Annotated in this window: 16 protein-coding genes; 3 read left to right on the top strand and 13 right to left on the bottom strand. The window is 69.5% G+C overall.

Translation table 11 applies throughout. The features are described 5' to 3' along the window. The first annotated feature begins 182 nt into the window (after positions 1–182). Positions 183–851 carry a transcriptional repressor LexA gene (gene lexA / locus BLU09_RS18430; protein WP_090490846.1) on the top strand — a complete coding sequence of 223 codons (669 nt, stop codon included), beginning with the start codon at positions 183–185 and terminating at the stop codon, positions 849–851. Positions 852–894: 43 nt separating this feature from the next. On the opposite strand, the gene BLU09_RS18435 is transcribed toward lexA, so the two are convergent. The 5 genes from BLU09_RS18435 to eno form a co-directional block, all read right to left on the bottom strand. Further along, positions 895–2,037: a tetratricopeptide repeat protein gene (locus BLU09_RS18435; RefSeq protein ID WP_090490847.1), complete on the bottom strand. Its 1,143-nt coding sequence runs from the start codon at positions 2,035–2,037 to the stop codon at positions 895–897. A gap of 15 nt (positions 2,038–2,052) precedes the next feature. After that, positions 2,053–3,174, bottom strand: coding sequence for a hypothetical protein (locus BLU09_RS18440; protein ID WP_090490848.1), 1,122 nt, complete (start codon positions 3,172–3,174; stop codon positions 2,053–2,055). A 62-nt stretch (positions 3,175–3,236) separates the two neighbouring features. Beyond that, on the bottom strand, positions 3,237–4,172 hold the full coding sequence (locus tag BLU09_RS18445) for a LysM peptidoglycan-binding domain-containing M23 family metallopeptidase (protein WP_090490849.1): 936 nt from the start codon (positions 4,170–4,172) through the stop codon (positions 3,237–3,239). Between the two features lie 2 nt (positions 4,173–4,174). Continuing rightward, positions 4,175–4,963: a 5'/3'-nucleotidase SurE gene (gene surE, locus BLU09_RS18450; protein ID WP_090490850.1), complete on the bottom strand. Its 789-nt coding sequence runs from the start codon at positions 4,961–4,963 to the stop codon at positions 4,175–4,177. A 4-nt stretch (positions 4,964–4,967) separates the two neighbouring features. Then, the gene (gene eno / locus BLU09_RS18455) at positions 4,968–6,266 is read right to left on the bottom strand and encodes a phosphopyruvate hydratase (RefSeq protein WP_011554450.1); all 1,299 of its coding nucleotides are present in this window, start codon (positions 6,264–6,266) and stop codon (positions 4,968–4,970) included. 106 nt (positions 6,267–6,372) lie between these two features. Here eno and BLU09_RS18460 point away from each other — a divergent pair, with 106 nt between their 5' ends. Continuing rightward, entirely contained in the window at positions 6,373–7,416 is a 1,044-nt protein-coding gene (locus BLU09_RS18460; RefSeq protein WP_090490851.1) for an ADP-ribosylglycohydrolase family protein, read from the top strand. A 99-nt stretch (positions 7,417–7,515) separates the two neighbouring features. On the opposite strand, the gene BLU09_RS38790 is transcribed toward BLU09_RS18460, so the two are convergent. The 4 genes from BLU09_RS38790 to BLU09_RS18475 all read right to left on the bottom strand — a co-directional run bounded on the left by BLU09_RS38790 (position 7,516) and on the right by BLU09_RS18475 (position 9,996). Further along, positions 7,516–7,692, bottom strand: a complete 177-nt coding sequence (locus BLU09_RS38790) for a hypothetical protein (RefSeq protein ID WP_002639449.1) — start codon at positions 7,690–7,692, stop codon at positions 7,516–7,518. 412 nt (positions 7,693–8,104) lie between these two features. Next, the gene (locus tag BLU09_RS18465) at positions 8,105–8,530 is read right to left on the bottom strand and encodes a type II toxin-antitoxin system RatA family toxin (protein ID WP_090490852.1); all 426 of its coding nucleotides are present in this window, start codon (positions 8,528–8,530) and stop codon (positions 8,105–8,107) included. A 41-nt stretch (positions 8,531–8,571) separates the two neighbouring features. After that, a complete protein-coding gene (gene glpX / locus BLU09_RS18470) occupies positions 8,572–9,537 on the bottom strand; it encodes a class II fructose-bisphosphatase (RefSeq protein WP_090490853.1) in 966 nt (321 codons plus the stop codon). A gap of 30 nt (positions 9,538–9,567) precedes the next feature. Next, complete coding sequence (locus BLU09_RS18475) at positions 9,568–9,996, bottom strand: acyl-CoA thioesterase (RefSeq protein WP_090490854.1); 429 nt, start codon at positions 9,994–9,996, stop codon at positions 9,568–9,570. Positions 9,997–10,094: 98 nt separating this feature from the next. Between BLU09_RS18475 and BLU09_RS18480 the strand changes: the two genes are divergently transcribed. Further along, entirely contained in the window at positions 10,095–11,708 is a 1,614-nt protein-coding gene (locus tag BLU09_RS18480; RefSeq protein ID WP_186817636.1) for an alkaline phosphatase family protein, read from the top strand. Positions 11,709–11,861: 153 nt separating this feature from the next. Here the strand turns inward: BLU09_RS18480 and nadC are convergent, their stop codons facing one another. The 4 genes from nadC to BLU09_RS18500 all read right to left on the bottom strand — a co-directional run bounded on the left by nadC (position 11,862) and on the right by BLU09_RS18500 (position 18,942). Continuing rightward, positions 11,862–12,746, bottom strand: a complete 885-nt coding sequence (gene nadC, locus BLU09_RS18485; RefSeq protein ID WP_090490856.1) for a carboxylating nicotinate-nucleotide diphosphorylase — start codon at positions 12,744–12,746, stop codon at positions 11,862–11,864. 11 nt (positions 12,747–12,757) lie between these two features. After that, positions 12,758–16,687 (bottom strand): valine--tRNA ligase, encoded by a 3,930-nt coding sequence (locus BLU09_RS18490; RefSeq protein ID WP_090490857.1) that lies wholly within the window; start codon positions 16,685–16,687, stop codon positions 12,758–12,760. A gap of 63 nt (positions 16,688–16,750) precedes the next feature. Beyond that, positions 16,751–18,010, bottom strand: coding sequence for a motility regulator RomR (gene romR / locus BLU09_RS18495; protein ID WP_090490858.1), 1,260 nt, complete (start codon positions 18,008–18,010; stop codon positions 16,751–16,753). A gap of 116 nt (positions 18,011–18,126) precedes the next feature. Beyond that, positions 18,127–18,942, bottom strand: coding sequence for a chemotaxis protein CheW (locus BLU09_RS18500; protein WP_090490859.1), 816 nt, complete (start codon positions 18,940–18,942; stop codon positions 18,127–18,129). Positions 18,943–18,979: the final 37 nt, after the last annotated feature.

Consider the following 18,979-nt stretch of genomic DNA (forward strand, 5'->3'; position numbering starts at 1 on the left):
ACGTCGAGTTCGTCCCCCCACCTCAAGAAGTGAGAAACAGGACGGAACGGGGCACACCGCGAGTGTGCAGGGTGACACCGGACGAGTTGACTCTACACGTCTGTTCAGGGAGAGTGACACTGAAAGCCTGTTGCCTGGGGGGAACGACTCCCCGGCAGGACGGCAGACGAGTGAGGGAGCGCATGGAAGAGCTCACGGAACGCCAGCGCGAGATTCTCAGCTTCATCGTCAAGGAGACGGAGACCCGGGGCTTCCCGCCGACGATTCGCGAAATCGGGGAGCACATGGACATCCGCTCGACGAACGGCGTCAACGACCACCTGAAGGCGCTGGAGCGCAAGGGCTACCTGAACCGGGGCGAACAGCAGAGCCGCTCCCTGGTGCCCACCAAGCGCGCGCGGCTGCTGCTCGGCTTGGGGGCTCGCAAGGACTCCGGCATGGTGGAGATTCCCCTGCTGGGCAAGGTCGCCGCCGGCGCGCCGCTGCTGGCGCAGGAGAACATGGAGGACTCCGTCAAGATCGACAGCTTCCTGCTCGGAGGTGTGAATGGCCGCGAGGTCTTCGCCCTGCGCGTGAAGGGGCAGTCGATGATTGACGACGGCATCCACGACGGGGACTACCTCTTCGTGAAGAAGACGCCGTCCGCCCAGCCGGGTGAAATCGTGGTGGCCCTCATCGAGGACGAGGCCACGGTGAAGCGCTACTACCCGGAAGGGGACCGCATCCGCTTCCAGCCGGCCAACGCCACCATGCAGCCCATCTACGTGAGCCGCGCGGAGTTCCGGTCCACGATGATTCTGGGTCAGGTGGTGGGCGTGTACCGCAAGCTCCAGGGCGGCCGCACCCCGTAGTCCACCCCACCCGTCCCGGGCCGTCTCCTGGCCCGGGCGTGGCTCAAGGGCACTTCTTGAGGGTGGCGTCAGCGGCCGTCGCCCGCGCGCAGGCGGCTTGCAGGACGCCGGTGTCCTTGAGTTCCCGCGCCAGTTGAGCGGTGGCGACGTGCAGCTCGGCGTCCTTCGCGTGGTCCTGCTCCGCGCTGAGGTTGGCGAGGATGCGCAGCGCGTCCGGCTTGCGGTCCATGGTGGCCAGCAGGCTGGCCAGCTCCCGCAGCTCGCGGATGTCCTGGCCGGACACGGACTCCAGCGCCGCGGCCAGCTCCTCCTTCGCGGCCGCGTCGTCATTCCTCCCCAGGTGGATACGGGCCAGCGCCACATGGACGATGGCGCGGTCCTTCACGCGCAGGGACTCCTTGTACGCGCTGATGGCGTCCCCGGGCTTGTCCAGCTTCATCTGGATTTCGCCGACGAGCTCCCAGAGCGTGGGATCCCGAGGCGAGCGGCTGGCGGCGTCGCGGTAGGCGTTGGCGGCCTCGGTGAGGTTGCCGGCGCGCACCAGGGCATCCCCCAGGGTGGCGAGCACGTCCGCGGTGTGGATGCCGTCATCCACGGCCTTCTGGGCCGCGGCCAGCAGCTCCGGGTAGCGCTGCTTCGAGGACAGGACGTCCAGCGCGCGCATGATGAGCGCGGACTTCTGCTCCGGGGAGGGCGCCGCGTTGGACGCGAGCGTGAAGTGCCGCACAGCCGCGTCGTGGTCGCCCTTCTTGAGGTCCAGGTCCCCCAGCGACTCCAGGGCGTTGAAGTCCTGAGGGAAGAGGGCCAGGGCCTTGCGCAGCGAGCTCTGGGCTTCGACCACCTGGCCCAGCTGCGTCTGGATGAAGCCCAGCCGGCTCCAGTTGGTGGAGCGCTTGGGCTCCAGCTTCAGGGCGGCCTCGAACTCGGCGGCGGCGTCCGTCAGCCGGCCCATGGAGAGGTACACCTCGCCGCGCGCGGCGGGCAGGCGCGGGTCGTCCGGGGCAATCTGCTTCATGGCCTCGAAGGAGGCCAGGGCGGCGTCGAAGTGGCCCTGGAGGTACTCGGCGGTGCCTTTGACGTAGAGGCCCTCCGCGTGGTCCTTCGGTTTGACGCGAGGCGTCTCGTCGTCACAGCCCGTCAGGGCGAGCAGGGCAATCAGGGAGAGGGCGCGCGGTCGCGGGAACATGAGGGGCTCCGAGGCTCAGAAGTGGTACGCGATGCCTGCGTTGAGGTCCAGGTTGAGGCCGTCTCCCAGCTTCGATTCCGAAAGCCCCAGCACCGCCTGCGCGATGTTGGTGCCCAACTCGACCTGGAAGCCCACCGAACCGGCGATGAGGTACTCCAGGCCCGCGAAGCCCACGACGGTGGGCAGCGGGCCGGTGGACTGGAAGATACCGAAGTCACCGAAGGACAGCTGCACGCCCAGGCCGAAACCCCAGTAGGGCCGCAGGGACTTCTCCACGTTGTGGTAGTGGCGCGCGCCCACGACGCTGGGCAGCACGTTGAGGCCACTGCGCACGCCGTCCTGCGTGGAGCGCACGTAGCTGAAGCCCACCTGAAGGAAGCCGACCCATTCGGGGTGGAACCAGTAGCCCACCTCGATGTCGCCACCGGGGTTCACGTTGGAGAGCTTCTCGATGAAGTTGTTGTTGACGCGCAGGCCCAGCAGCAGGCCGCCGCCCCCCGTGCGCGAAGAGCCCCCCAGCAGCGGACGGGCCGCCACGGACTCCTCCGGCGGGGCGAGCGCGGCGAAGAGCTGGTCGGAGACGGCCTTCGCGGTGCGCAGCAGGTCCTCCGCTTCCGGAGCCTCCGCGCGAGGCCGGGCCAGGATCCGCCCGCCCGCGGCGTCCAACAGGTTGGCGGTGAGCAGGTACTGGTCGCCGAAGCGGTCCAGGCGGCCAGCCACGACGTAGCGGGCGCCGGTGAGGGCCACGAGCTCCTGGAGGCAGTCTCCCCGGTCACACGTCTTGAGGCCCTGGAGTCGCTGCTGGCGCTCGTCGTCCAGGGCGGCCTCGACGTCCCACTGCGAAAGGACTCGCAGCCGCGGCGACTCCGCCAGCCGCGAGGTGATGAGCGAGGTGACGCCCGGCGCCGCGTCGCGGCCCGCCTCGTTGGCCTCCAGCATCAGCACCGCCACGACGACGGGCCCGGCCGCATCGGTCGTGCTCGCCTGGACCGCGGCGGCCTGTGACACAGGGGCTGGCGCCTGGGCATGCGCCGCCGAAGCCAGCAAGACGAAACAAGAGAGCCACCAGGACACGAAGCGCGACACGGGCCGGCACTCTACCTTCACCCGGGCCCGGCACCGAGGCCCAGACGTCACACGACGGAGTGCCCTGCCCCGCCGCCTGGAGCAGGAAGGCAGCCGGGCCCGCGCCGCCTCGCCTACGAGGAGGGCATCGGCCCCAGAAAGTCGAGCGGGTCCACCGGCTTGCCGTCCAGGCGCACCTCGAAGTGCAGATGGGGCCCGGACGTCCGGCCCGACTCGCCGACGGTGGCAATCACCTGCTCGCGGCGCACCTTCTGCCCGGTGCGCACGCGCAGGTCGCGGTTGTGCGCGTACAGGGTGATCAGCTTGTTCGTGTGCTCGACGATGACGATGTTGCCGTAGCCACGCTGCTCGCCCGCGTAGAGCACCGTGCCTTCCTGCGCCGTCTTCACGGGCGTCCCCGAGGGCGCAGCCAGGTCGATGCCGTCGTGCGGCTCCTTCCCCTTCTTCCCGAAGCGGCCGTACAGGACGCCTCTCAGAGGCCAGTCGAGCTGCCCCTGCGTGGCCACACGAGGCCGGCCCGTGGCGCTCGCCGGACGCGACAGGGACCGGCTGCGCGACGGGGGCTCCTCACGGCGCCCCAGGGTCGGCACGCTGCGCCGCCCCCCAGCCGACGTAGAGGTCCGTACCGGCTCCGGGTCCGCCTCCGCGAGGGCCCGCACGGGCACGCTGCGCTCGAAACCGGGGATGGTGAGCTCCTGCCCCACCGCCAACGCCCACGGCGCCTTGATGCCGTTGGCCGCCCCCAGCTCCTCCACCGTGAGGCCGTAGGTGCGGGAGATGCGGTACATCGTCTCGCCCGGTGCCACGGTGTGGCGCACGGCCACCAACTCCGGTTCATCGTGGACGCCCCGCAAATTGAACGGCAGCGGCGTGGTCCGCTCCGCCGCGTCGGTGACTTCCGCCGTCTCGTCCTCACGCGAAACGGCGTCCAACCCGGTGTCCGGCCCGGCAACGGAGGATGCCCGGGTGCCCACGCAGCCGCTCAGCAGCACGGCCAGGAGGAACACCCGGAGCGCCCCACGCGCTCGGCTGGACACGCACGGCGCCAACGCTAGGCACCGTCCGGTTCATGCCGGTTGAAGCCATCGACCTGCCACCCGGAGAGGTCCGGAAGCCGGCCATGGTCCGTCAGCTCGAAGTGCAGCGGAGTGACGGAGACGCGCTTGTCCCGGAACACGGCATTGCAGTCGCTGCCCGGGATGTCCTCGTGCTGGTAGTCGTTGCCACCAATCCAGTAGTACTTCCGGCCGCGCGGGTCCTCGTTCTCCACCACCTCGTAGCCGTACGAGTGACGGCCCTGGCGGGTGACGACGAAGCCCTCAGGTTCCACGCCCCCAGGGATGTTCACGTTGAGGAGCATCCGCGGCGGGAGAGGACGCGACAGGGCGCTGGACACCAGCGAACGGGCGAACCGGGCCCCTGGCGCGAAGTCGAAGTTCCGCCGGGCCACCAGGCTGAAGGCAATAGCGGGCACGCCCAGGAGCGCACCCTCCATCGCCGCGGCCACCGTGCCGGAGTACATGATGTCTTCGGCCAGATTCGCGCCGTGGTTGATGCCGGAAACCATGAGTACCGGGCGATCATCCTTCAGGAGATGGTTGATCGCCAGATAAGCGCAGTCCGCGGGGGTTCCGTCGACGGCGAACCACCGCTCCCGCACCTCCTTGATGCGCAGCGGCCGGTGCAGGGAGATGGCGTGGGAGGCGGCGCTCTGCTCCCGGTCGGGAGCCACCACCCACACCTCCCCCAGGGGGCTCACGGCCTCGACCAGCGCCTGAAGCCCCTCTGAGAAATAGCCGTCGTCGTTGGAAACCAGGATGCGCTTGGGCTTGTTGCTCACGGGCTCACTTCTTCTGGTTCAAGGCGCGGAACACCGACTTGCCAGCGTAGCGGGCCGCGGCCCCCAGCTCGCCTTCGATGCGCAGCAACTGGTTGTACTTGGCCACGCGGTCGGAGCGGGACGCGGAGCCCGTCTTGATCTGCCCGCAGTCCAGCGCCACGGCCAGGTCGGCGATGGTGGTGTCCTCCGTCTCGCCGGAGCGGTGGCTCATGACGGACGTGTACCCGGCGCGGTGCGCCATGCGCACGGCGTCGAACGTCTCCGTCAGGGTGCCAATCTGGTTCACCTTCACGAGGATGGAGTTGGCCGTGCCCGTCTCGATGCCGCGGCCCAGGCGCTCCACGTTGGTGACGAAGAGGTCGTCACCCACCAACTGCATGCGCGAACCCAGCGCGTCGGTGAGCTTCTTCCAGCCCTCCCAGTCATCCTCCGCCATGCCGTCTTCGATGGAGATGATGGGGTAGCGCTCGGAGAGGCCCCGGTAGTACTCGAGCAGGCCGGTCGAGTCGTACTCCTTGCCCTCGCCCTTCAGCTTGTACTTCTTGCTGCCCTTGTCGAAGAACTCGCTGGCCGCCACGTCCAGGGCCAGGAAGAGCTGCTCACCGGCCTTGAAGCCCGCCTGGTCGATGGCCTCCATGATGAGCTTCAGCGCCTCTTCGTTCGCCGGCAGGTCCGGGGCGTAGCCGCCCTCGTCGCCCACGCCCGTGGCCAGCTTGCGGCCCTTGAGAATCTTCTTCAGCGCGTGGAACACCTCGGCGCCCCAGCGCAGGCCCTCCGCGAAGGAGGACGCACCGGCGGGCACCACCATGAACTCCTGCACGTCCACGCGGGTGTCCGCGTGCGCGCCGCCGTTGAGGATGTTCATCAGCGGCACCGGCAGGGTCCGCGCCTGCACGCCGCCCACGTAGCGGTACAGCGGCAGCCCGTGCGCGTCCGCCGCGGCGCGAGCGGCCGCCATGGACACCGCGAGGATGGCGTTGGCGCCCAGCTTGCCCTTGGTGGCGGTGCCGTCCAGCTCCAGCATCCGCTGGTCCACCGCGAACTGATCCGCCGCGTCCATGCCCACCAGCGCGGGCGCGAGCACGTCCACCACGTTCTTCACGGCCTTCTGCACACCCTTGCCCAGGTAGCGATGCTTGTCGCCGTCGCGCAGCTCGATGGCCTCATGCTCACCGGTGGACGCACCGGACGGCACCGCGGCGCGGCCACGAGCGCCTCCGGCAAGCTGGACCTCCGCCTCCACGGTGGGGTTGCCACGGGAGTCGAGCACTTCGCGCGCCAGAATCTGAGAAATCTCGGTCATAGGCTGCCGTTTCTAGAAGAGCCCTCCGGGTCGGGCAAGCGTGCTCACGGCCCGCGCTGCTACAGTGTCCACCCGTCGAATGCCTCCGCCCCAACGCCGCCCCGCCTTGAAGGGGCCTGACCCATTGCTCGCTCAACGGCGCCGCGGCGCGCTGCTCGGCATGGCCGTGGGCAATGCCCTGTCCGTCCCCACCGCGCACCGGCCCTTCATGGCCGTTCCCTTTCCCAAACAGGCGGAGGGGCCCTACATCAAGCTGATGGGCGGCGGTCCGCATGAGCTGCGCCGCGGCCAGGTGACAGAAGAGGTCCAGCTCGCGGCCTGCCTGAGCCACAGCCTCCGGGCCATGAAGCGTTACGATGCCGCGGACGCACTGCGTCGTTACCGCGCCTGGCAGCCGCACGCCTTCGACGTCAGCGAGCCCATGACGGAGGTCTTCGAGGACTGCCAGACGTCGGGATTCCCGCCCCTGGGCGCGGGCAGGCGCGTGTGGCTGCGTGCGTACCGGAAGCCCGCGGACCCGGGGAGCCTGGCCCGCGCGGCGCCGCTGGGCGTGTATCTGGCGGGTGACGCCCACGCGCTCACCCAGGCCTCGCTGGAGGACTCCGCCCTCACCCACTTCGACCCGCGCTGCCAGCTCGCCTGCGCGGCCTTCAACGCGGCCATTGGCCATGCCGTCACCCATGGCGCGGGCCTGAAGGCCGCCGACCTCATCCCCGCCGCGGAGTCGGGCCTGCTGCTGGCCGGCGCGGCGCTCGGGCGTTCCGCCAGTGACTACGTGCAGGAGGTGTCCTTCGCCGCGTCGCTCCTGCGCGAGGACCTGGCCATCGCCCAGCAAGAGGACCCGATGCTGTACGGGCCAGAGCTGCACCTCCACCGTCCCCTGCACGCGGTGCGCGTCGCCTTCCGGCTGGCCTTCTGGGAGCTGCTCCACGCCCCCAGCGCCGAGGCCGCGCTCCTGGACGTCGTCCACCGGGGCGGCGACACGGAGGCCCACGCCACCATCACCGGCGCGCTCGTGGGCGCCTTCCATGGCGAGCAGGCCCTGCCCGAGGAGTGGCGGAAGCAGGTCCTGGAGGCCCTGAGCACCGTCAAGGGGCCGCTGTGGGATGTCTATCACCCCCGGCACCTGCTGGCCCTGAGCAACGCCTGAGGGCTCCTGGATGCGCGAAGCCCGCGGGGCCGTCCTGGGAAGGACCGCCACCGCGGGCTCGGGGACACACTGGCGCGGCCGTCAGGCCGCTCGCCAGGGTCAGGACAGCAGGTCGATGACCACCACGCCCCGCTGGGGCTTGTCGTCTTCGGTCTCCGTGCGGCGACGCGGGCGGTCATCCGGCACGGGGAGCGGAAGCTCCACCACCGGCCTGTCATGCTCCTCACGGCGGCGCTCACGGCGCTTGATTTCTTCGATGATGAAGGCGTCGAGCATGGGTCTTCCGTCTCCCTCAGCCTACGTACCCCGATGTACGCCCATCCCGCCCCAATACCATTTCCACCAATATCAGATGCAAATTAAGAACCCCGGTTCCGCGCTGGGTACGTTGCAGCCATCTCGCACGGTTGCTCGTCTGCCACCCGACACCCGGGCCAGGGCACCCAGGGCAGAAATGTCGCGGAGGCCGAAAATCCGTCGGGATGGTGTTCATTTTAATGCCCTCGAAGCGGCCCGCAAGCAGACCGTCCCATGGGCATACTCCTCGTAGCCGGCGTCGCAAGCCCCTTCGATTCGGCCTCGTCCGCCCGCCTGCTGCGGCGCGCGGATCATCCGGGTCTCCGAAGACTCCTGGCGGCCGGCGGGCGATGGTGGAGTCGCCCGCCAAGAAGCCGCCCGGAGGTGTGATTCAGGGCGCCTCGAAGCGGCGCTTGAACGCGTCCAGCATCTTCGGCAACGAGGTCTCCACCAGCGCGGAGACGACGCTCTTGGGCACCAGCGCGCCCAGGGCCATCTCCACGGTGTAGGTGGCCTTCGTCTTGCCCTCACCCTCGGGCTCCAGGACCCAGCTGCCCCGGTTGTCCTTCATGAACTCGCCCTTGATGTAGGTCCAGGACATGCGGGTGGGCCGCTCCTCCGTGACGTGGATGGAGTAGTTGATGGTCTTCACCACATCCACCTTGTAGTGGACGTCCACCGTGTTGCCCTTGCGGTTCTCGGTCCGGATGCCCTTCACCTCGGGAAGGAACTCCGGGTACCGCTCGTACTGGGTGATGACGTCGAAGACCTTCTCGATGGGGGCGTTGACGACGATGGTTCGCGAGGCGCCAGGCATGGGTGTCTCCAGGGGACGTGAGTCAGGGTGGGAGCTGCGGCCTAGAAAGCGTACCCCGGCTTCTTGTCGAACTTGTGCACCGACTGGATGAAGCGGACGGTGCCCGTCTTGCTGCGCATGACGACGGAGTGCGTCTCGCAGCCGCCGCCGAAGAAGCGCACGCCCTTGAGGAAGTCGCCGGTGGTGACGCCGGAGGCGGCGAACATGACCTCGCCCTTGGCCAGCTCCTCGGCGGTGTAGATCTTCGAGATGTCGGTGATGCCCATCGACTTGGCGCGTTCGATTTCGCCCTGGTTGCGGGGAACGAGCCGGCCCTGCATGTCACCGCCGGTGGCGCGGATGGCCGCCGCGGCGATGACGCCCTCGGGCGCGCCGCCGATGCCCATCAGCACCTCCACGCCCGTGTCCTCGAAACACGTGGCGATGGCGCCGGCCACGTCACCGTCCTCGATGAGCCGGATGCGGGCGCCCGCCGCGCGAATCTCCTTGATGAGGTCGGTGTGACGCTCGCGGTCCAGCACCACCACCGTGAGGTCTTCCACATAGACCTTCATCTTCTCCGCGATGGAGCGGAGGTTCTCGGTGGGCGTCTTGCGCAGGTCGATGGCGCCCCGGGCGCGCGGGCCCACGGCCATCTTCTCCATGTACGTGTCGGGGGCGTTGAGCAGCCCGCCCTTGCCCGCCATGGCCACCACGGCGATGGAGCCCGGACGGCCATAGGCGCACAGGTTGGTGCCCTCCAGCGGGTCCAGGGCGATGTCCACCTCGGGCGCCCCCTCGCCACGCTTGCCCACCTTCTCGCCGATGTAGAGCATGGGCGCCTCGTCGCGCTCGCCCTCGCCGATGACGACGGTGCCATCAATCTGCAGCGCGTCGAAGGCGCGGCGCATGGCGTCCACGGCCGCCTGATCCGACTCGTCCTTGTTGCCGCGGCCCATCAGTCGTGCGGAGGCGATGGCCGCCATCTCGGTGACGCGCACGACCTCCATTGCCAGGTTGCGATCCATGTGTGTGCTCCTTGCGTATCCCGGAAGGGTTCAGGTGGAAGGGGAAGAGCCCGGGGAAGGCTCGGTCGTTTCGAGCAGCCGGATGAGGGAGTCCGGCAGCCGCGTCGGCTTGCCGTCCCGCCCCACGCAGGCGTGACGGGTCATGCCGGTGCAGAGCAGCGTGCGTGGCGCACCGTCACGAAACAGCGCGTAGGTGAACACGATGGACGCGCGGCGCAACTCACTCACGGTGGTTTGGATGACCAACAGATCGTCGTAGCGCGCGGATGCCTTGTACTGACAGCTCGCCTCGGCCACGGGTAGCAGGGCACCCGAGCGCTCCAGCTCGGCGTAGCTGCCACCCCGGGCGCGGAAGTACTCACTGCGCGCGAACTCGAAATAGCGGAAGTAATTCGCGTAGTAGACGACACCCATCTGATCAGTGTCGCCGTAGATGACGCGAAGGCGGGCCTCGACCATGAATCGAGCGACCCTAACAGCGCGATGTGCGGCGTCCAAGCAGTGACACGCGTTGTTGGTTGCTTCTCACCATCCCGGCGGAGATGGTTCTCCTCCCAATGATTCGTGCACTTTCCCTTGCCGTGGCGCTGGCCACCCTGCCCGCTTTTGCCCGACCTCCCAGGCTGACGCTCGTCATCAGCGTGGACGCGCTCGGCAGCGACGTGTTGCTACGCAACCGTCCGCGCCTGAAGGGCGGCTTGCACCAGCTGATCAACCAGGGCGCGTACTTTCCTTATGCGCGCTACGGCTACGCCGAATGCCGCACCGCGCCCGGCCACGCCACCCTCTCCACGGGCGCCAACCCCTGGCGGCACGGCATCGTGGACAACCGGTGGGTGGACCGCTCGACGATGAAGCGCGTGATGGCCTTCGCGGACGCGGCCCACCCGGTGCTGGAGGTGCCGCTGAAGCCGGGCCAGGACTCCGGCCCCGCCCACCTCATGGTGGAGACGCTGGCGGACCGGCTGCGCGTGACGACGCAGGAGCGCGGCAAGGCGGTGGCGTTGTCCATCAAGCCCCACGCGTCCATCGCCCTGGCCGGGCGTGCGGGACAGGCGTGGTGGTTCGACAAGGGCGAGGGGAAGTTCGTCACCGGCACCTGGTACACGAAGGAGTTCCCGGCGTGGCTGAAGGCGCTGAACGCGCGGAAGCTGCCGGAGGCGTCCTTCGGCAAGAAGTGGGAGCTGATGCGGCCGGCCGCGGAGTACGTGGGCGAGGACGAAGGCCTCGCCGAGGCGGACGTCTACGGCCTGGGCCGCACCTTCCCCCACCCGCTGGACGGCGGGCTGCCGTCGCCGGGCCCTACCTTCTACCAGGCGTTCGCCCTCTCACCGGACTCGCATGACCTGCTGGTGGAGGCGGCCAAGGCGGCCATCGCCGGCGAGGGACTGGGCCAGGACGACGTGCCCGATCTGCTGGCCGTGAGCTTCAGCGGCACGGATCTGGTGTTCCATGAGTACGGGCCCTACTCGTGGGAGATGCAGGACACGCTGCTGAGGCTGGACAAGGCGATGGGCAACCTCATCGCTGCGGCCGAGCGCGCGGCGGGAGGACGCGGCAACCTGGTCATCGCGCTGTCCGCGGACCACGGCGGCGCGGCGATGCCGGAGCAGTGGGCCGCAAAGGGGCTCGCCGCGAAGCGGGTGAGCTCGAAGGAGCTGGCGGAGAGCCTGACGCAGGCGCTGCGTCAGCAGTTCGGCGGCGACGTGACGGCCACGCTCGAACAACTGGACGTGTACCTGGGCGGCAAGACGCACCAGGGGGGCGCGGTGGACGCGGCGGTGCGGCGCGCGGCGGCGGCGTGGCTGGCGAAGCACCCGTCGGTCATCACGGCCGTGGCCCGTGAGGACCTGTTCACCGCGCCGGACACCGAGGGCTACCTGACGCTCATGCGCAAGAGCTACTACCCCGAGCGCAGCGGCGACGTGCTCTTCATGCTCCGGCCCTTCCACATGCTCCACTACATCCCCACCGGCACCAGCCACGGCACGCCGCATTCCTATGATTCACAAGTGCCCATCCTCTTCGCGGGCAAGGGCGTGAAGCCGGGCCTGTACCTGGAGGAGATCGACCCCGTGGACTTCGCCCCCACCCTGTCGGCGCTGATGGAGATGGGCATGCCCGCTTCGGCGGAGGGCAAGCCCCGCGCGGAGGTCCTCACGGGCAAGTGAGCGAACGCGTCTGCGTGGCGGACACGCGCGCTGACGGCGCCGTCCGCCCCGGTCCGTGTGCCGTGAAGGACAGGCTCCGCGCGTCCAGGCGGGATGCCGGGACGCCCTTCGACGCGGAGGCGCTGGAGCCAGGAGCGCCTCCGTGTCCGCGCGCTATGCCGGCTTCGGCTGCTTGCTGCGCGCGGGCCGCTTCGCCGCGGCGGTGATTTCCAGCGACAGGTCCATGGCCCGCGCGGAGTGCGTCAGCGCGCCCATGGACACGAAGTCGATGCCCAGCTTCGCCAACCGAGGCAGCCGGTCCAGCGTGACGCCGCCTGACACCTCGAGCGGCACGCGGCCCGCCGCCAGCTTCACGGCCTCGCGAATCTGCGCGTCGTCCATGTTGTCGAGCATCACCACGTCGGCGCCGTGCTCGATGGCCTCCGCGAGCTGCTTGAGGTTGGTGACCTCGATTTCGACCTTCGTCAGCCGAGGCCCGTTGAGCTTCGCGCGGCGCAGCGCCTCCGCGATGGAACCACCCACGGCGGCGATGTGGTTGTCCTTGATGAGGACGCCGTCGAAGAGGCCGAAGCGGTGGTTGGAGGCACCGCCCATGCGGACGGCCTCCTTGGCCACCGTGCGCATCCCCGGCGGCGTCTTCCGCGTGTCCAGGACGCGCAGATTGGAGCCACGCACGGACGTGACGGCCTGCTGCGCCAGCGTCGCAATGCCCGCGGCCCGCTGCACGATGTTGAGCGCGGTGCGCTCCGCCGCGAGCAGCGAGCGCATCCGGCCGTAACACCGCGCGGCGACCATCTTCGGTTTGATCTCCTGACCGTCGCGGCGCAACAGCTCCACCTCGACGTTCGGGTCGACCGTCTTGAAGACACGGACGAAGGCGTCCAGTCCCGCGAGCACCAACTGCTCCTTGGCGACCAGTTCCGCGCTGCCCTCGTAGTCAGGAGGGATGAGGGCCTGCGAGGTGACGTCACCCGCCGCCCCCAGGTCCTCATCGAGTGCGAGCGCGATGAGCCGGTCGAGGTAATCCTGCTGCTGCACGTCTCCTCCTGCTACCGCCGGGCCTTTGCCCGCGCCTTGGGTTTCGCCCCGGTGCCCTTCTTCGCGGGAGCCTTGCGGCCCGCCGCCTTCTTCACCGGCTTCTTGCTGGCGGCAGCGACCTTCTTCGCGGCCCCCTTCTTCGTGGCAGCCTTCTTCGCGGCGACCTTGGCCGGAGCCTTCTTCGCAGCGGCCTTCTTCGCCGCGCCCTTGGCAGGCGCCTTCTTCGCGGCGGACTTCTTCGTGGCAGCCTTCTTCGCGGCGACCTTGGCCGGAGCCTTCTTCGCAGTGGCCTTCTTCGCAGCGCCCTTCGCGCCCGCGGCCGGAGCCTTCTTCGCAGCGGCCTTCTTGGCAGCGCCCTTCGCGCCCGCGGCCGGAGCCTTCTTCGCAGCGGCCTTCTTGGCAGCGCCCTTCGCGCCCGCGGCCTTCTGGGCCGGCGCCTTCTTCGCGGCGGCAGGCGCCTTCTTGCCCGCGGCCTTCTTCGCGGGACGCGCCTTCACCGGAGCGGCAGGCGCCTCGTCCTCGCCGGAAGCGGAGACAGCCTCCACCACCGTGTCCTTCGCGATGGACGACGCCTTCTTCACGGCGGCCAGGGTGGCCTTCACCACGGCCTTCGCGGTGGAGGCCACCGTCTGCTCGGCGGCGGCGGGCACCTCACGGGCGTCACCACCGGCGCGCGCCGTGTTGAACTCCCGCATCGCGTCGTCGACGAGGCCCATGCTCATGTACGCAACGCCGAGGTCATGATGGTCGGCCGGAGACAGGCCTTCCTTCGTCCCCGCGCGCAGCTTCTCCAGGGCATCCTGCACCTGGGGGTCCGCGGCTTCGGGCACGCCGCCCACGGCCTCGAGTTCGTCCTTCAACTCCTCCGCCAGGTCGACGTTCCCCTCTGCTTCCGCATCCGGCGCGGCCTTCACCTCGGCCGGAGCAGCGGCAGGCTCCTCCTCCTCGGTGGACTCGGCGAGCGTCTCGTATTCGGCGCCCCCCTCGGCCGGAGGCGGCGTCTCTAATGGAGCAACGCTCCCGGGCGGCGTGCTGGGCTCCGTCGCGACGTCGGCTTCGGTCGCGATGTCGGCCTCGGCCGGCTCAACGCTTCGGGTTGGCGTGCTGCTCTCGGACGGCGGCGCGGCGGGCATGGCGGGCTCCGGGGCAATGCGCTGCAGATGGTCCTGAAGCTTGGCCTTGCGCTCCTTCAACTCCTCCACGCGGGCGCGGTCCTTCTCGACCACGTCCGGGGGCGCCTTGGCCACGAAGTTGGGGTTCTCCAGCTTGCGCAGCACACCAGCGGCCTCCTGCTCGGTGCGCGCAATCTCCTTGCGGAGGCGGTCGCGTTCCGCGTCCAGGTCGATGAGACCCGCCAGCGGCACGTAGATTTCCAGGTTCGTGCCCACGAAGGCGGCGGCCTGCGGCGGCTTGGTGCCGGGCGCGCCGACCTCCACGTCGGACAGGCCGGCCAGCGGCATCAGGTACGCGCGCCAGCGCTCCAGCAGCTCGCGCGTGCGAGCGTCCGGGCTCTGCACCACCGCCTTCACCTTGGTCGCGGGCGACAGGTTGCTCTCGCCGCGGATGGTGCGCAGGCCCTCGATGGAGGCGATGACCGGGGCCATCTCCGCCTCGGCGGCCTCGTCCACCAGGTCCGCGTCGGGCTCCGGGTACGACGCGATCATGATGCTGTCCACCGACCGGGACATCGGCAGCTTCTGCCAGATCTCCTCGGTGATGAACGGCATGAACGGGTGGAGCAGCCGCAGGATGCGATCCAGCGAGTACACCAGCACCGCGCGCGCGGAGTCCTTCGCCTGCTCATCGGTGCCGTAGAGCGAGCCCTTGGCCAGCTCGATGTACCAGTCGCAGAACTCGGCCCACAGGAACTGGTACAGCGTGGACGCCGCCTCGGCGAAGCCGTACGTCTCCAGCGAGGCGCGGGCCTCGGTGGTGGCGCGCTGGAGCCGCGAGAGGATCCAGCGGTCCGCCAGCGTCAACGGACGCTCCTTCAGCGGACGCTCATCCAGCGTGAACTCGCCCATGTTCATCAGGGCGAAGCGGCTGGCGTTCCACAGCTTGTTGCAAAAGGCCTTGTAGCCAGCCAGCCGGTCCATGGACAGCTTGATGTCCCGGCCCTGCTGGGTGAGCGACGCGAGCGTGAAGCGCAGCGCGTCCGCGCCGAACGCCGGCATGCCCTGCGGGAACTTGTTCTTCAGCGTCGGAGCAAGCTTGTCCGAGCTGGCGCCGAGGATGACGTCCAAGGGGTCGATGACGTTCCCCTTCGTCTTGGACATCTTCTCGCCCTTCTCGTCGCGCACCATCGCGTGCAGGTACACGGTGCGGAAGGGCACATCCCCCATGAAGTGCAGGCCCATCATCATCATCCGGGCGACCCAGAAGAAGATGATGTCGTGGCCCGTCTCCATGACGGACGTCGGGTAGAACGTCTGGAGGTCCGGCGTGTTGCGCGGCCAGCCCAGCGTGGAGAAGGGCCACAGCGCGGACGAGAACCACGTGTCCAGCACGTCCGGGTCCTGGATGAACGTGGCGCCGCCGCACTTCGGGCAGGACGTGGGCTGCTCACGCGCGACAATCGGCTCCGCGCGCGCGAAGTCCACGCCGCCCACCTTCACCGTCGCGGCGTCCAGCGGCAGGTCGGTGTCGTCACCCTGACGCGGGCTGCACGCGGTGCAGTAGTACGCGGGAATCTGGTGGCCCCACCAGAGCTGGCGGCTGACGCACCAGTCGTGGATGTTGCGCATCCAGTGGAAGTAGGTGTTCGTCCATGATTCGGGGACGAACTTCGTGCGGCCCTGCTCCACCGCCTCGATGGCCGGCTTCGCCAGCGGCTCAATCTTCACGAACCACTGCGGCGACAGGCGCGGCTCCACCACCGTGGCGCTGCGCTGGCACGTGCCGACGGACAGCTTGTGCGGCTCCTCCTTCTCCAGCAGGCCCTGCTCCTGGAGGTCCGCCAACACCTGCTTGCGCGCCTCGAAGCGATCCAGGCCGGCGTACTTGCCGGTCTCCTTCGTCATCCGGGCCGATTCGTCCAGAATGGACAGCATCGGCAGCTGGTGACGCAGGCCCGTCTGGTAGTCGTTGAAGTCGTGCGCGGGCGTGACCTTCACCACGCCGGTGCCGAACTTCGGATCCACCAGTTCAGCGTCCGCGATGATGGGAATCTCACGGCCGCTGAGTGGCAGCACCACGTGCTTGCCAATCAGGTCCTGGTAACGCTCGTCCTCCGGGTGGACGGCCACGGCGGTGTCGCCCAGCATCGTCTCCGGGCGCGTGGTGGCCACGGTGAGCGTGCGGTCGCTGTCCTTCACCGGGTAGCGGATGTGCCAGATGGAGCCGCTCTTCTCCTGGTGCTCCACTTCCAGGTCGCTGAGCGCCGTGTGGCACGAAGGACACCAGTTGATGAGCTTCTGGGCCCGGTACATCAGGCCCTCTTCGTACAGCCGGACGAAGACCTCGCGCACCGCGGCGGAGGACGTCTCGTCCATGGTGAAGCGCTCGCGGCTCCAGTCCAGGGACGCGCCCAGGTAACGGTGCTGCTCGCCGATACGGGCGCCGAACTTGCCCTTCCACTCCCAGACGCGCTCCAGGAAGGCCTCGCGGCCCAGGTCGTGGCGGCTCTTGCCCTCCGTCTTCTTGAGCTCCTTCTCCACCACCATCTGCGTGGCGATGCCGGCGTGGTCCGTACCGGGGAGCCACAGGGCGTTGAAGCCGCTCATCCGCTTCCAGCGGGTGAGGATGTCCTGGATGGTGGCCGTCAGCGCATGGCCGATGTGCAGGCTGCCCGTGACGTTGGGCGGCGGCAGGACGATGGAGAACGGCGGCTTGTCGGAGGGCGCCTCGGCGCGGAAGTAGTTGCGCTCCAGCCAGAACGCGTAGCGCCGGGCCTCGACCTCGGTGGGCTCGTAGGCCTTCGAAAGTTCAGTGGTATCGGTCATTGAAAACGGCCGGCCCCGGAGGCCGGGGCCGGCAAAGGTCAGGAGGTTACGGCGCCAGGCGCCTCAGTGCTGGGTCTCTCGGTCCTTGATGAGCCGCTCGAGCTCCTCACGGATGATGGTCTCCGCCAGCTGCGGTACCACCTCCCAGGCAATCTTCTCGATGACCTCGCGGGAAGCCTTCGAAAGCGCCTCGCGCAGCAGGGCCTCGCCCCCGTCCGCGGCAGGCGCACGCGCGCTCGCCGGCCTAGCCGCGACGGGCGCGGGGGTGGCGATGTCCAGCGAGATCTCCTCCGCGTCACCCTGGTCGGGCAGCGAGTCCTCGATGCTGATGGACGGCTGGGCCGCGGCGGGCGCGGGCGCACCCAGACCGAACGGATCCCTACCCCGCGCGGCGGGCTGCGGCGCCGCCCCAGGAGGAGGCTGCGGCGCGCCAACCGGCGGACGCGCGAAGCCACCCGGCGCGGGACCACCCGGCGGAGGCGGCACACCCGGACGCGCCACGGCGCCCGGAGGCATTCCCGGACGCGGCGGAAGGCCCGGCGCGGGACCACCCGGCGGAGGCGGCACACCCGGACGGGCGCCCGGCGGCATCCCAGGTCCCGGAGGACGGGCGCCCGGCGGCATCCCAGGCCCCGGAGGACGCGCCATGCCCGGCGGCATCCCAGGTCCCGGAGGACGCGGTGCGCCCGGCGCACCCGGCGGCGGCATGCCCGGACCCGGGGGACGCGCCATACCCGGCGGCATCCCAGGTCCCGGAGGACGCGCACCCGGCGGCATCCCAGGCCCCGGCGGACGCGGCACGCCCGGCCCCGGAGGAACACCCGGACGGGCCCCCGGCGGAGGCGCGGGACGGGCCCCCGGCGGAGCAGCGGCGGCGACAGGCGCGGGCGCTGCGGCGGGCTGAGGCGCCGCGTGGCGCACCTGCGTGGCGGCCGACGCGGGCATCGTGTTGGACTTCTGGCCGACCAGCGCCTTCACCTTGTCGAGCAGCACCTGGCTCTCGAAGGGCTTGGTGACGTGGTCATCGGCGCGGGCGGCGCGAGCGCGGTTCTCGTCGAACGCCTCGAACGTGCCGGCCAGCAGCACCACCGGGATGCCCTGGGTGGCCGGGTCGTTCTTCAGCGCTTCGCAGACCTCATAGCCGCTCTTGCCCGGCATCATGACGTCCGCGAGGACGACGTCCGGACGCAGCTCGCGGGTGCGGGAGATGGCGTCCAGCCCGTTGTCCACCGCGGTCACCTGAAAGTCCTCGGTCGCGAAGATCATCCCGATCACCTTGCGGATGGTGAGCGAGTCATCGGCGACCAGCAGATTCTTGGGCATCGGTTCGGGCCTCGGGGAGCATCCACTCCCCTGAATTCGTTGGTGATTCCCGCCGCGAGGGTTGACTCGCGGCAGTCTGACAAGCGGGGCAGCTTACGAGTTGCCCTCTGGGACGATCAAGAAAACATGCGTTGCAGGTCCAGGAACGCCACAGGCTCGCTCAACCCGGGAGCACGGAAGCTCCCCGCGGTGTCGTCCGGCTCGAAGCGTTGCATGACGCCGAGCACCCGCGTGGCCGTCAGCCCCACGTTCCGCCCGGCCAGCTCCGTGAGGACGATGAAGGACTCCGGGATGGGCGCTTCCCCCAGCAACGCGGGGACCGAGCAGACAGGCCACAGCACCTGATCATGCGGAAAAATACCGGCCACCGGTCCACTCGGCACGGGCAGGACGCAGAAGGCCTCTCCCCGGCTGATGACCTGCGACACCAGGCCCAGGGGGACTCCGAACAGTCGCCCCTGCGACTCGAAGACGAGCGCGCGGTCCGGAGCCGCCTCCGCCCAGTGCACGGGCCGGGCGGCGACCGCCGGCGACATCGAACCCACCCGGTGCGGCAGCGCCTCCGCGATGAGCTCCAGGTACAGCCGCGACTTGTGCAGCACCGAGCCCCTGCTCAGCGGCGCCAGCGAGTCCGCCAGTCCCGGTGGCAGCAGGAAGAACGGCGCGCGGGCCACGTCCGCCACCTCCACCACGGAGCGCACGCGCACCGCCAGGGTGGGACTCACGTCGAGCACCACCACCATGCCCGGGCCTTCCTCGGGCGGCCCGCCCAGCAGCGCGCAGAGGTCCTTCACCTCCAGCACACCCCGCAGGCTGCTGCCGTTGGCGCCCGGCATCGCTACTTCCATGACAGACGTTGCTTCCACGGCGTAACGGGTTTCCCCGGCCTCAACGAGAAGGCAGAGCCGACGGCCGCTTTCGAAGGGGGACACGGGGGCCGACCCTAGCAGCCTTCCATCGGTTGGTGCT

Origin of the sequence: Myxococcus virescens, from assembly GCF_900101905.1 — a bacterium.
Lineage (GTDB): Bacteria > Myxococcota > Myxococcia > Myxococcales > Myxococcaceae > Myxococcus > Myxococcus virescens.